The 11,391-nt window shown below is 66.3% G+C and carries 15 protein-coding genes; 4 read left to right on the top strand and 11 right to left on the bottom strand.

Features of this window, described 5'->3' with window-relative positions:
- Nucleotides 1-61: 61 nt before the first annotated feature.
- Entirely contained in the window at nt 62-373 is a 312-nt protein-coding gene (locus AX681_RS23370; protein WP_066665309.1) for a hypothetical protein, read from the bottom strand.
- Between the two features lie 135 nt (nt 374-508).
- Here AX681_RS23370 and AX681_RS23375 point away from each other — a divergent pair, with 135 nt between their 5' ends.
- Nucleotides 509-2,086 (top strand): cisplatin damage response ATP-dependent DNA ligase, encoded by a 1,578-nt coding sequence (locus tag AX681_RS23375; RefSeq protein ID WP_066682007.1) that lies wholly within the window; start codon nt 509-511, stop codon nt 2,084-2,086.
- Between the two features lie 99 nt (nt 2,087-2,185).
- On the opposite strand, the gene AX681_RS23380 is transcribed toward AX681_RS23375, so the two are convergent.
- The 3 genes from AX681_RS23380 to AX681_RS23390 are packed head-to-tail and all read right to left on the bottom strand — an operon-like array spanning nt 2,186 to nt 5,510.
- The gene (locus tag AX681_RS23380) at nt 2,186-4,237 is read right to left on the bottom strand and encodes an NAD(+) synthase (protein ID WP_082737841.1); all 2,052 of its coding nucleotides are present in this window, start codon (nt 4,235-4,237) and stop codon (nt 2,186-2,188) included.
- On the bottom strand, nt 4,237-4,743 hold the full coding sequence (locus AX681_RS23385; RefSeq protein ID WP_066657258.1) for a CinA family protein: 507 nt from the start codon (nt 4,741-4,743) through the stop codon (nt 4,237-4,239). Before AX681_RS23385 ends, AX681_RS23380 begins: the two co-directional genes overlap by 1 nt.
- A 56-nt stretch (nt 4,744-4,799) precedes the next feature.
- Nucleotides 4,800-5,510, bottom strand: a complete 711-nt coding sequence (locus AX681_RS23390; protein ID WP_066657255.1) for a murein L,D-transpeptidase catalytic domain family protein — start codon at nt 5,508-5,510, stop codon at nt 4,800-4,802.
- A gap of 257 nt (nt 5,511-5,767) precedes the next feature.
- Here AX681_RS23390 and AX681_RS23395 point away from each other — a divergent pair, with 257 nt between their 5' ends.
- Nucleotides 5,768-6,535: a L,D-transpeptidase family protein gene (locus AX681_RS23395; protein WP_331709995.1), complete on the top strand. Its 768-nt coding sequence runs from the start codon at nt 5,768-5,770 to the stop codon at nt 6,533-6,535.
- Here the strand turns inward: AX681_RS23395 and AX681_RS23400 are convergent.
- The 7 genes from AX681_RS23400 to AX681_RS23430 all read right to left on the bottom strand — a co-directional run bounded on the left by AX681_RS23400 (nt 6,532) and on the right by AX681_RS23430 (nt 10,797).
- The gene (locus AX681_RS23400; protein ID WP_066657250.1) at nt 6,532-7,398 is read right to left on the bottom strand and encodes a lysophospholipid acyltransferase family protein; all 867 of its coding nucleotides are present in this window, start codon (nt 7,396-7,398) and stop codon (nt 6,532-6,534) included. The two genes, AX681_RS23395 and AX681_RS23400, sit on opposite strands and share 4 nt — an antisense overlap.
- A 4-nt stretch (nt 7,399-7,402) precedes the next feature.
- Nucleotides 7,403-7,825, bottom strand: coding sequence for a Fur family transcriptional regulator (locus AX681_RS23405; protein ID WP_066657248.1), 423 nt, complete (start codon nt 7,823-7,825; stop codon nt 7,403-7,405).
- 194 nt (nt 7,826-8,019) lie between these two features.
- On the bottom strand, nt 8,020-8,436 hold the full coding sequence (locus AX681_RS23410) for a MucR family transcriptional regulator (protein ID WP_066657246.1): 417 nt from the start codon (nt 8,434-8,436) through the stop codon (nt 8,020-8,022).
- Between the two features lie 109 nt (nt 8,437-8,545).
- Nucleotides 8,546-9,022 carry a GNAT family N-acetyltransferase gene (locus AX681_RS23415; protein ID WP_066657244.1) on the bottom strand — a complete coding sequence of 159 codons (477 nt, stop codon included), beginning with the start codon at nt 9,020-9,022 and terminating at the stop codon, nt 8,546-8,548.
- The gene (gene tsaB, locus AX681_RS23420; RefSeq protein WP_066657241.1) at nt 9,019-9,639 is read right to left on the bottom strand and encodes a tRNA (adenosine(37)-N6)-threonylcarbamoyltransferase complex dimerization subunit type 1 TsaB; all 621 of its coding nucleotides are present in this window, start codon (nt 9,637-9,639) and stop codon (nt 9,019-9,021) included. Before tsaB ends, AX681_RS23415 begins: the two co-directional genes overlap by 4 nt.
- Nucleotides 9,632-10,225 (bottom strand): malonic semialdehyde reductase, encoded by a 594-nt coding sequence (locus AX681_RS23425; RefSeq protein WP_066657239.1) that lies wholly within the window; start codon nt 10,223-10,225, stop codon nt 9,632-9,634. The genes tsaB and AX681_RS23425 overlap by 8 nt, the downstream gene beginning before the upstream one ends.
- The gene (locus AX681_RS23430) at nt 10,225-10,797 is read right to left on the bottom strand and encodes a NifU family protein (RefSeq protein WP_066657237.1); all 573 of its coding nucleotides are present in this window, start codon (nt 10,795-10,797) and stop codon (nt 10,225-10,227) included. Before AX681_RS23430 ends, AX681_RS23425 begins: the two co-directional genes overlap by 1 nt.
- A 153-nt stretch (nt 10,798-10,950) precedes the next feature.
- Between AX681_RS23430 and infA the strand changes: the two genes are divergently transcribed.
- Complete coding sequence (gene infA / locus AX681_RS23435; protein WP_033923152.1) at nt 10,951-11,169, top strand: translation initiation factor IF-1; 219 nt, start codon at nt 10,951-10,953, stop codon at nt 11,167-11,169.
- A gap of 10 nt (nt 11,170-11,179) precedes the next feature.
- Nucleotides 11,180-11,391 (top strand): Maf family protein (locus AX681_RS23440; RefSeq protein ID WP_197424253.1); only part of this gene is annotated, 212 nt, incomplete at its 3' end.

Here is an 11,391-nt window from a genome sequence, read left to right as displayed (position 1 = left end):
CGCTTCCTCCCCCTCCGTCGCCTTCGGCGCCACCTCCCCCTTGCGGGGGAGGATTATAAGGTCACTTCACCGCGGCAAGCGCGGCTTCGGTCTTCGCCAGAACTTCGGGGGTCAGCTTGTCGGCAGCATAGGCCTTGAGCTGGTTCAGGCTCATGCCCTTGAACATCTCATAGCTCTCATGCGTCGAAACGCCGGGCAGCGCCGCGTCGAACGCAGCCTTGGCCGCCGGGTTGGCGACGATGTCCTGAATCGGCGTGTCGAGATTATACTTCGCGGCAGCAGCCGGCGCGGGCGCGGGCGCCGCGGTCTGCGCGAACGACGCAGGGGCGATCGGGAGCGTCGACAGCGCGACGGCAAGCAACAGGGTCTTCATCTGGTATTCCCTCCCACGGCACACGCGAATCGTGCGCCGACCTTTCCGGTCTGGTCACGCTAGCCTGAACCGCAGCTGTGCGCGAGAGGCCATGGGCTGGCGGAACCGTCCGCGCGCCGCCATGTTGAGCGTGCCATGCGCGCCTTTGCCGACCTGCTCGACCGGTTGATCTACACGCGATCGCGCAATGCGAAGCTGCGGCTGATCGGCGCGTGGCTGCGCGAGACGCCCGACCCGGATCGCGGCTGGGGGCTGGCCGCGCTGACCGGCACGCTCGACCTGCCTGCGGTCAAGCCCGCCGTGATCCGCGCCTTGGTAAGCGAGCGGGTCGATCCGGTGCTGTTCCAGCTCAGCCGCGATTTCGTCGGCGACACCGCCGAGACCGTGGCGCTGATCTGGCCCGAGCCGCTGACCCCGCCGCCCGAAAACGAACCGCTGACTCTCGGCGCGGTGGTCGACCGCCTCGCCAGCCTGTCGCGCTCCGACGCACCCGCCGCGCTCGGCGCGATGCTCGACCGGCTGGCGGCGGACGAACGCTATGCGCTGCTCAAGCTTGCCACCGGGGGCCTGCGCGTCGGCGTGTCGGCGCGGCTCGCCAAGACCGCATTCGCCGAGGCGTTCGGGGTCGATGTCGATGCGGTCGAGGAGGTGTGGCACGGCCTGACCCCGCCCTATGCGCCTTTGTTCGCCTGGGGCGAAGGGCGCGGGCCGCAACCGACCACCACCGATGTGCCGGTGTTCCGCCCGTTCATGCTCGCCCATCCGCTCGAAGAGACACAGGTTGATCTGAAGGACTATGCCGCCGAATGGAAATGGGACGGCATCCGCGTCCAGATCGTCCATGTCGCGGGCGAGACGCGGCTCTACAGCCGCGCGGGCGACGACATCACCGCCAGCTTTCCGGATGTCGCTTCGGCCTTTGCGACGCCCGGCGTGCTCGACGGCGAATTGCTGGTGCGCGGCGAGGCGCAGGGGGGTGAGGCGGGGAGTTTCAACGCGTTGCAGCAGCGGCTGGGGCGCAAGGTCGTGTCGGCCAAGACGCTGGCAGAATTTCCGGCGTTCGTCCGCCTCTACGACCTGTTGTTCGATGGACTCGAGGATCTGCGCGAGCTGCCCTGGCACGCGCGGCGCAAGCGGCTGGAGACCTATGCTGCGCCGCTCGACCCGGAGCGGTTCGATGTCTCCGCGCTGATCGCGGCGGAGGATTTCGCGGCGCTGGAGGAGCTGCGCGCCGGCGCCCGCGACGCGGCGATCGAGGGGGTGATGCTCAAGCGGCGCGATTCGCCCTATGTCGCCGGGCGGCGCGTCGGGCTCTGGTACAAGTGGAAACGCGATCCGCTCACCGCCGATTGCGTGCTGATGTATGCCCAGCGCGGCAGCGGCAAGCGGTCGTCCTTCTATTCCGACTATACCTTCGGCGCATGGACCGAGGGCGGCGAGCTGTTGCCGGTGGGCAAGGCCTATTTCGGCTTCACCGACGAAGAGCTGAAATGGCTCGACCGCTTCGTGCGCAACCATACCACTGCACGCTTCGGCCCGGTGAGAGAGGTGGAGAAAACACTGGTGCTGGAGGTCGCGTTCGATTCGATCCACGCGTCGAAGCGGCACAAATCGGGCTTGGCGATGCGCTTCCCGCGGATCTCCCGGATCAGGACCGACAAACCGGCACATGAGGCGGACACGATCGCCGGGCTGGAAAGGCTCGCCACGTGAATTTCTCGTCGCCCCGGACTTGATCCGGGGCCAGGCTGCCTTGGCGAGGGCGAGGAAGAAGCCCGACCCCGGGTCAAGCCCGGGGCGACGAGAGGGGGTTCACCCCTTCGGCACGTTGGCCTCCAGCTCATCCAGCCACGGCCCCGCCACTCCGTCCGACGGCGCGCGCCAGTCGCCGCGCGGGGACAGCGCGCCGCCCGCCGACACTTTTGGCCCGTTCGGGATCGCGCTACGCTTGAACTGGCTCTGCGCGAAGAAGCGGATCAGGAACTTCTCCAGCCAGTGGCGGATGGTGGGCAGGTCATAGGCAACCCGCTGATGCGGCGGCACGCCCAGCGGCCACTCCCCCGCATCGGCATCGCGCCACGCATGCCAGGCGAGGAACGCGATCTTCGACGGTGCCAGCCCGTGGCGCACGACATAATGGACGAAAAAATCGTTCAGCGCATAGGGCCCGATCTTCGCCTCGGTGCTCTGCATCGCGCCGCTGGCGTCGGCGGGGACCAGTTCGGGCGAGATTTCCTGCGCCAGGATCGCCTCCAGCACCGCGTCGGTCTGCGCGTCGAACTGGTTGGTCGCGACGCACCAGCGTATCAGGAACTGGATCAGCGTCTTGGGCACCCCCGCATTGACCGCATAATGCGACATATGGTCGCCGACGCCATAGGTGCACCAGCCCAGCGCCAGCTCGGACAGGTCGCCGGTGCCGAGCACGAACCCGCCCCGCTGATTGGCGAGGCGGAAGAGATAATCGGTGCGCAGGCCCGCCTGAACATTCTCGAAGGTGATGTCATAAACCGGCTCGCCATCGGCATAGGGGTGGCCCATGTCGGTCAGCAGCTGGCGCGCGGCGGGGCGGATATCGACCTCTTCGGCGGTGATGCCCAATGCCTTCATCAGCGCCCAGGCATTGCCCTTGCTCCCCTCGCCAGTGGCGAACCCCGGCATGGTGAAACCAAGAATGTCGCTGCGCGGCCGCCCGAGCCGGTCCATCGCCTTGGCCGCGACGATCAGCGCATGGGTTGAATCGAGCCCGCCCGAGATGCCGATGATGATCTTGCCATTGCCGGTCGCGACCATGCGTTTGCGCAGCCCCTCGACCTGGATGTTGAAGGCTTCGTAGCAATCCTCATCGAGCTTTGCGGGCGTGTTGGGGACGAACGGAAAGCGCCGGATCGCGCGGTGCAGGCCGATATCGTCGAAGCCCGGCGCGTGATCGAATGCGACGCGGCGAAACCGCTGTTCGGGATGCCCGGCAGCGGCGGCATTGTCGTTGAACGTGCCAAAGCGCATCCGCTCCTGCCGCAGCCGCGCGACATCGATATCGGCGGTGATCAGCTCGTCCTCGAGGTCGAAGCGGCCCGAGGCGGCAAGCAGTTCGCCAAGTTCGTAGATCAGGCTTTGCCCGTCCCAGGCAAGGTCGGTGGTGCTCTCACCGGGGCCGGAGGCGGAGAAGAGATAGGCTGACGCCGTGCGGCTCGATTGCGCCGCGCACAGCAGTGCCCGCTCGCGCGCCTTGCCGATCACGATGTTGCTGGCCGACAGGTTGCACAGGATCAACGCCCCGGCCATCGCGCCAAAGGTTGAGGGCGGCAGCGGCCCCCAGAAATCTTCGCACACCTCGGCATGAAAGGTGAAATCGGGCAGGTCGCTGGCGGCGAAGATCAGGTCGGTGCCGAACGGCGCGGTCTGGCCCGCCAGCTCGATCGTTCCCGACAGGCCGATGCCGGACGCGAACCAGCGCTTCTCATAATATTCGCGGTAATTGGGAAAATAACTCTTCGGCACCACGCCCAACACGCTCCCGCGCGCGATCACCACCGCGCAGTTATACAGCCGCCCGTTGCGCTCCAGCGCCGCGCCGACCAGCAGCACGGGCTTGAGCTTCGCGCTCGCCGTGATCAGATCGGCCAGTCCCTGTGCGGTCGCGCGCAACACGGCATCCTGCAAGTGCAGATCGTCGATCGCATAGCCAGTGATGCCAAGCTCGGGGAACAGCAACAAGTCCGCGCCCGCCGCATCGCCCTGCTTCGCCAGCGCGATATGCGATGCGGTATTGGCGGCGATATCGCCTGCGCTTGCACTGGGGGTGCAGGCACCGACGCGCACCATGCCGTGGGCGTGGATCGAATTGAACCGCTGCTTTGCCACTAGTCGATTGCCTCGCCGATCATCTCCAGTGCCACGCGCATACAGGCAATTCGGGTCGGTCCGCGACCAATATCGCCAAAATGGTCGGCACGATGTGCAGTCGGGCGTCCGGCGCGGGCGCAGCCGAAATGCACCAGCCCCGGCTCGTCATCGGGTCCGCCGGGGCCGGCAAAGCCGGTAATGGCGAGTGCGATATCGGCATGGCTCGCCGCGAGCGCGCCCTCGGCCATGGCTACCGCGACCTCGCGACTCACCGCATTGCAGCGCTCGACCGTGTCCCGCGCGATGTGCAGCAGCTCGCATTTCGCGTCCTTCGAATAGACGACGAAGCCGCGTTCGAAGGCGGAGCTGACCCCTTCGACATCGGTGAGCAGCGAGGCGAGCATCCCGCCCGTGCAGCTTTCGGCGGTGGCCAGACTGAGCTTGGCGTCGCAGGCGGCCTGCAACACATCACGCGCGGCGCGGTCGATATCGTCGGGCAGCACCGGATACAGCGTTTCGGTCATGCGATCCTCCCGATTGTGGGAGGGATCAACGCGCGGGGCGGGCCGGTTGCTCCGCCTCAGACCTTGGTCGCGTAAATCATCCGGCCTTCGCCGAGCAGCGCGAACAGCGTGTCGAGATCGCGCTCACCCACCGCGAAACAGCCCTGGCTGCGGCCGAGCTTGCCGTGCTTCGCGATCATGTCGGGGTTCGAATACCAGGCGCCATGCACCACGATCGCGCGGTCGAGTGCATTATAGTTGGTCGGATCGAGGCCGATCAGCCGCTGCGACAGCTGATGCTTGCCGACATAGTAATTGGACGCGAGGAACGCGCCCTCGCATGTTGCTTCCGAATTCACTTCATTCGAGAAACGCTGGAGCATGCCGGTATGCTCGGGGTCGGACCCGATGCCATGGCTCACCAGCATCGAGCGCGTCGCGCCGTTGATCATGTCGACGAAGTGGAAGCGCAGCCGCGAGCTGGGCAGCGAGAAATCGGCGATCGCGATCCGGTCCTGCTGGCGGATGCGGCTGGAATGCTGCTGGAGCGCGGCGACAGCGCGTTCGAACAATTCGGGGCGGATGCCGCGCGGCGCGCTCGCCGAGCGCGGCGCGGCCGGGACGGGGGTCGCAACCGGCGGAGGCGGGACCGGAATATGCGCGGCGGGCAGCGCGGCGGTCGTGACACTACGCGCGGCGCAGCCGGCGAGCAGACCCGTGCCGGCGATCATCCCGGCAGACTTCAGAAAGGCGCGGCGCGAAGCCACGGCGTCGGTCATCTTGTCCATGCGTCCTCTGTGCCCCCACAAACTTCGCTATCCGTAAAGGCCACTATAGCGCAGGTCGCGGCCGATTCGTCCTAAGGGAGTCCACGGTTCGGCGTCGGTTCGCCGCAGACTCGGTGCGGCTGGTCGAGACTTGTCCCGAATCGGGCAATATGCCGATTTCGCATGTGCACGCGCTGGAACTGCACGGCACCACCTTGTCCTGCCTGCGTTAACCATAGATAGTGGGTGCGGACGTCCGCGTAACAATGGAGTGTGGGATGGGGTCTGCGGTCGCGCGGACAATGCGGGCGGTTTCGATCGGGCTGGCGCTGTGCATCGCGCTGCCCGCGGCGGCGCAGCAGGTGCTGCCCGGTGGCGGCGGCGACGAGATTCTGCTCCGCAACGGCCAATGGACGTGGATCGAGGATGCGGCGTTTCAGCCTGTCGGCGGCGCGTCCGGGGTCACCATCCTCGTCAGCATCCCCGGCCAGGTCGCCTATGTCTATCGCGACGGGGTGTTGATCGCGGCCTCGACCGTGTCGACCGGAAAGCCGGGCAAGGCGACGCCCGTCGGCGAATTCACGATCCTGCAAAAGCGGGTGCATCACCGCTCCAATATCTACAGCAATGCGCCGATGCCGTTCATGCAGCGGCTGACCTGGACCGGGATCGCGCTGCACGCCGGGCATCTCCCCGGCTATCCCGCCTCGCATGGCTGTATCCGCTTTCCGCGCGAATTTGCGCGGCGGCTGTTCGAGGTGACCGCGCTCGGTACTGCCGTGTCGGTGGTCGATTATGAGATCGTCGATCCGCGCGTCCGCCGCGGTGTGCCCCGCCTGCCACCCACGCAAATGGCGAAGCGCGCCGATCCGCCGTTCCTGCGCGCCGATCTCGCGGCATTTCGCACCGGCGATTATGACGTGGTGACGTCGAGCCACGACGTGATCATCCCGGCCGCGACCGGTGCCCAGTCAGTTTCGCCCGAAGGCGTCGTGTTCGCGCCGATGGAGCCGGTGGTGCAGAAGACCGGGCGGCGGAAGCGCTAGGCGCCGTTCTCGCTCGGCCCCGTGTAGTTGACCGGGGCGACGGTCCACGCAAACGGCCGCAGCGGCCCGCCCAATGCAGCGACCAGCGCATCCTCGATCCGGCGGCGGCTTTCGGCGGCAATCGCCTTGCGCCCGGGAAACTCAATCGGATCGAACGGGTCGAGATAATGGATGCGCAGCGGGAAGCTGCCCTTGCGCGACAGGATGCGGCGGGCATTGTTGATCCCGCCCTCTTCCCCGACCCAGCCAATCTCCTCGCCTACTGCCCCGTAATCGAGCAGGACCGGCTGGACCATCACGCCTGGCGGCGGCGGTTCGAGCACGCGCAGCATCGGCGTCTTGAACGGCAACAGTGACCTGCCGTCGGTCGTCGTCCCCTCCGGGAACACGGTGATCGCCCAGTTTTCGGCGAGCGCATCGCGCAGCGCGTTGATCTGCTCGGCCACGCCCATGCGGTTCTCGCGCTTCACGTAAACGGTGCGGTTGAGCCCGGCGAGCCAGCCCACCACCGGCGACGCGCCGATCTCCGCCTTGGCAACGAATGCGGTGCCGCTCGACCCGCCCAGGGCGAGGATGTCGATCCACGACAGATGGTTCGACACATAGAAAACGTCGCGCCGCAGCGGGGTGCCGACCACTTCGATCCGTGCCCCGGCAATCCGTCCGGCACGCCACAGGAACCAGCGCGGCCAGGGCGAGGACAGGCGCAGCAGCCGCCACAGATAGTGCATCGGCACATGCGTCAGCACCGCCAGCAGCAGCAACCCGACCCGGCGCCAGAAGCGGAAGCTCTCCGCCGGGGTCAGCCTGGTGGGCAGCCCAAGGGCGGCGTCGCGGCGCCGCGGATCGACGCCGTCGGTCATTGCCTCAGGGCTTGCGCTCGAGTGCGACGCCGTACAGCTCCATGCGGTGATCGACCAGGCGGAAGCCCAGCCGCTCGGCGATCTGCTTCTGCAGCAGTTCCAGCTCGGGATCGACGAATTCGATCACCTTGCCGGTTTCGACATCGATCAGATGGTCGTGATGCGCCTCGGGCGAGGGCTCGTAGCGCGCGCGCCCGTCGCCGAAATCATGGCGGTCGAGGATGCCGGCCTCTTCGAAAAGGCGCACGGTGCGATAGACGGTCGCGATCGAAATGCCCGGATCGATCGCCGATGCGCGGGCATAGACTTTTTCGACGTCGGGATGATCGTCGGCTTCGGACAGGACGCGCGCGATCACCTTGCGCTGTTCGGTAATGCGCAGGCCCTTTTCGTGGCACAGCGCTTCAAGGTCGATCTTGCGGTTCATGGGTGTGATGTAGCGTCAAGCGCAGCGCGGGAAAAGAGACGCCGGACAGTTTGATGCGCCTAAAGGCGCGTGCGGCACCAGCCCGCTCCCCCACCCGACCACCCATTCCAGAATATCCTGCCGATGGGCGGCCGGGTGGGGGAGCGGGCTGGTGCCGTCCACCGGGTGCGCGTCAGCGCGCCCGGCAAACATATTCAGCGCTTGCGGCGCTTGGTGCCAAGGCCGATCTTCTTGGCCAGGCTGCGGCGCTGTTCGGCATAATTGGGGGCGACCATCGGATAATCGGCGGGAAGGTTCCACTTGGCGCGATAATCTTCCGGGGTCATCTGGTAATGCGTCATCAGATGACGCTTCAGCATCTTGAGCTTCTTTCCGTCCTCAAGGCAGACAATATAGTCGGGCTTGATCGAAGAGCGGATCGACACTGCCGGTTCCTGCTTCTTCACTTCGGGTTCCGGCTTCGCGCTACCCAGATTGGTAAGCGCACCGTGAACGTTAGCAATGAGCAACGGAAGATCAGAGACCGCCACGCTATTGTTGCTCACATGTGCGGCGACAATATCCGCGGTGAGCGTGATCAGCGTTTCCTGCAGGTCGTTCTGCGTATCCATTTTCGTCCTTTCACATAAACGCGGCGGCAATAAGATGTTCGTGCCGTCGCGTGCGCTATCACGCCACGCACCGCGCTTTGCAAGTCATTCTGTCCGATTTCTGCTAGGATCAGTCGAGCGATCGGGAAAAACTGTGTGCGTCGAACACCTTGCCGTCATTTCCGCGATAGTAGTCGCGACGTTCACCAATCTTGCGAAAGCCCGCGCTGCGGTACAACTGAACCGCTTCATTGTTTGCGCGCACTTCCAGATGCAGGATGTCGGCACCGCGATCGCGCGCATCGGCCATCACCGCCCGGAGCAAGGCCCCGCCAATTCCCCGCCGTCGCATTGCCGGCACGGTCCCGAGCAGCAGCAATTCGGCCTCGTTCAGGATGGTGCGCGCCAGTGCAAAGCCGACCGGTCGCCCGTCGATATATGCCAGCGTGAACCACACGCCCGGCAGCGCCAGCATCCCCATGCACTGGCTGGGGGTCCAGCCCTCGCCAAAGCGCGGATCGAACGCTTCGGCGATGATCGCGGTCATCGCGCGCAGATCGGCCGGCTGGCCGTGCACGATCTCGATCGGCCAGGGCGCGGTGCTCATGCCGCCTTGGGCTTGGCGTCCGGCGCGCGGCCATAGATCGGGCGCGGCGGCAGGCTGGTCAGCGCTGCGGGGAGCAGGCGCGCATCGGCCGCGCGCGGCAGCGCCTCGCGCAGGTCGAGGCTGGCGTCGAGCGCGGCAAGATGACGCACGCCATTGCCGACGGCGATCCGCCCGCCAAGCTGTGCCAGCGCGGCATCGGGCTTGAGCGACGCAAAGGGTGCGATCTGCGCGAACTGGCGGTCATAGGCGGCCATGAACACCTCACCATGCCCGCCTTCCAGCACCACCGCTAGCGCGTCGCTACCCGGATTGAGTGCGAACGCGCCCGCCGCGACCAGCGGGAGCGAGGAAAAGCCATGGACCGGCACGCCCCAGCCAAAGCCGAGGCCGCGCGCCGCCGCGATGCCGACGCGAATGCCGGTAAAGCTGCCCGGACCGCAATCGACCAGGATCGCATCGGCGCGCCCACCATCGGGCAGCGCCGCGACCATCGGCACGAGGTGCTCGGCATGGCCGCGTCCGACTTCGGCATGACGTTCGGCGATCAGCGCGTCGCCGTCGATCAATGCGACCGAACAGGCGGCGGTGGCAGCCTCGATGACGAGCAGTCTAGCCAATCGTGTTGAACTTCGCGAAGTCCGGCCGCGGCGAGCGGCCAAAGATGGTCGCGGGATCGCCCTTGCCCAGGGTCGAGATGAAGTTGACCCGCACCGATGGCTGGTCGGCGAAGAACGCCGTCTCGACCTTGGCCGGATCGAAGCCCGACATCGGCCCGGTGTCCCAGCCCAAAGCGCGTGCGGCCATGATGAAATAGGCCCCCTGCAGCGTGCCGTTGCGGAACGCGCTGTCGCGGCGCTTTTCCTGCGGGCCTTCAAACCAGCTCTTGGCGTCGGTATGCGGGAACAGCCAGGACAGTTCCTCGTGGAAATCGAGGTCCATCCCGATCACGACCGCGGCGGGCGCCTTGCGGATCTTGTCGGGATTAGTGCCGGTCGCGCAGTCGGCAAGCCTGTCCTTGGCTTCCTGCGACAGGCACCAGGCAAAGCGCGCCGGCTGCTGATTGGCCGAGGTCGGCCCCATCTTCAGCAGGTCGTAGATCGCCTGGACATCCGCCTGCGTGACCACGCCGGGCAGATAGCCATTATAGGTGCGCGCGGTGCGGAACAGCGTGTCGAGCGCGGCGTCGTCAATCGGGGCGCCCATCAGACGGCCCGCACTTCGGTGACTTCGGGGACATAATATTTGAGCAACTGTTCGATCCCGTTCTTGAGCGTTGCGGTCGAGGAGGGGCAGCCGGCGCACGCGCCCTGCATCTGCAGGAACACCTTGCCCTTGTCGAAACCGCGATAAACGATGTCGCCACCGTCATTGGCGACGGCCGGGCGCACGCGCGTCTCGATCAGATCCTTGATCTGCGCGACGATGTCGGCGTCCTCGGGATTGTCGGCGAAGTCGGCTTCGGGCGGCGGCACGCTGAAGCCCGCGCTGCCCTGGCGGAACAGCGGCATGTCGGCGCTGAAATGGTCGAGCAGGATGCCGAGCACATCGGGCTTGAGCCCTGCCCAGTCGACGCCCGGCGCGGCGGTGACCGAGATGAAGTCCCGCCCAAAGAATACGCCGGTCACGTCGCCAAGGCGAAACAGCGCATCGGCCAGCGGCGACACCTCCGCCTCTTCGGGCGTGGCAAAATCGCGCGTGCCGCTGTCCATCACGGTGCGGCCGGGCAGGAATTTGAGCGTCGCCGGGTTGGGCGTCAGTTCGGTTTCGATCAGCATGGGCCCCATTTGGCGACGAATAGGCGTGGCATCAAGCGAACAGCGGGAAACCATTTGTTGCCCGGCGCCGCGCCGCGGCATCGCCGCGCTTTTCTTTTGTGCGCGGGGAGAGTAAGGCACCGCCACTTTTCCGATCCGTACCAAGAGGTTTGTTTGGCCAAGGAAGAACTGCTTGAAATGCGCGGCCGCGTTGTGGAGCTCCTCCCCAACGCGATGTTCCGTGTGAAGCTCGAGAATGACCATGAAATTCTCGGCCACACCGCCGGCAAGATGCGCAAGAACCGCATCCGCGTGCTGGTGGGCGACGAAGTGCTCGTCGAACTGACGCCCTATGACCTGACCAAGGGCCGCATCACCTATCGCTTCAAGTAAGTCCGGGCCGATGCGGCTCGTGCTTGCCTCCACCTCGCCGCGCCGCCGGGATCTGCTGGCGCGGATCGGCGTCGTGCCCGATCGCGTGGCGGCCCCAGATATCGACGAATCGCCGCTCAAGGCCGAATTGCCGCGCGTCTATGCGCTGCGGCTGGCGGAGGCGAAGGCGCGCGCGGTGGCGCGGGCCGAGGACGAACTCGTGCTGGCGGGTGACACCACAAT

The organism is Sphingomonas sp. CCH9-E2 (assembly GCF_001557215.1).
Taxonomy (GTDB): domain Bacteria; phylum Pseudomonadota; class Alphaproteobacteria; order Sphingomonadales; family Sphingomonadaceae; genus Sphingomonas.
Note: the sequence above shows the minus strand (reverse complement) of the source record. Positions and strands in the feature narration are given on the sequence as shown.

Coding starts and splice junctions, on each gene's coding strand:
- AX681_RS23430 (WP_066657237.1), bottom strand. CDS start 10,797: ATGCTGATCGAAACCGAACTGACGCCCAACCCGGCGACGCTCAAATTC.
- AX681_RS23395 (WP_331709995.1), top strand. CDS start 5,768: ATGGGGTCTGCGGTCGCGCGGACAATGCGGGCGGTTTCGATCGGGCTG.
- AX681_RS23425 (WP_066657239.1), bottom strand. CDS start 10,225: ATGGGCGCCCCGATTGACGACGCCGCGCTCGACACGCTGTTCCGCACC.
- AX681_RS23410 (WP_066657246.1), bottom strand. CDS start 8,436: ATGGATACGCAGAACGACCTGCAGGAAACGCTGATCACGCTCACCGCG.
- AX681_RS23385 (WP_066657258.1), bottom strand. CDS start 4,743: ATGACCGAAACGCTGTATCCGGTGCTGCCCGACGATATCGACCGCGCC.
- AX681_RS23405 (WP_066657248.1), bottom strand. CDS start 7,825: ATGAACCGCAAGATCGACCTTGAAGCGCTGTGCCACGAAAAGGGCCTG.
- AX681_RS23400 (WP_066657250.1), bottom strand. CDS start 7,398: ATGACCGACGGCGTCGATCCGCGGCGCCGCGACGCCGCCCTTGGGCTG.
- AX681_RS23370 (WP_066665309.1), bottom strand. CDS start 373: ATGAAGACCCTGTTGCTTGCCGTCGCGCTGTCGACGCTCCCGATCGCC.
- AX681_RS23415 (WP_066657244.1), bottom strand. CDS start 9,022: ATGAGCACCGCGCCCTGGCCGATCGAGATCGTGCACGGCCAGCCGGCC.
- AX681_RS23375 (WP_066682007.1), top strand. CDS start 509: ATGCGCGCCTTTGCCGACCTGCTCGACCGGTTGATCTACACGCGATCG.
- AX681_RS23390 (WP_066657255.1), bottom strand. CDS start 5,510: ATGGACAAGATGACCGACGCCGTGGCTTCGCGCCGCGCCTTTCTGAAG.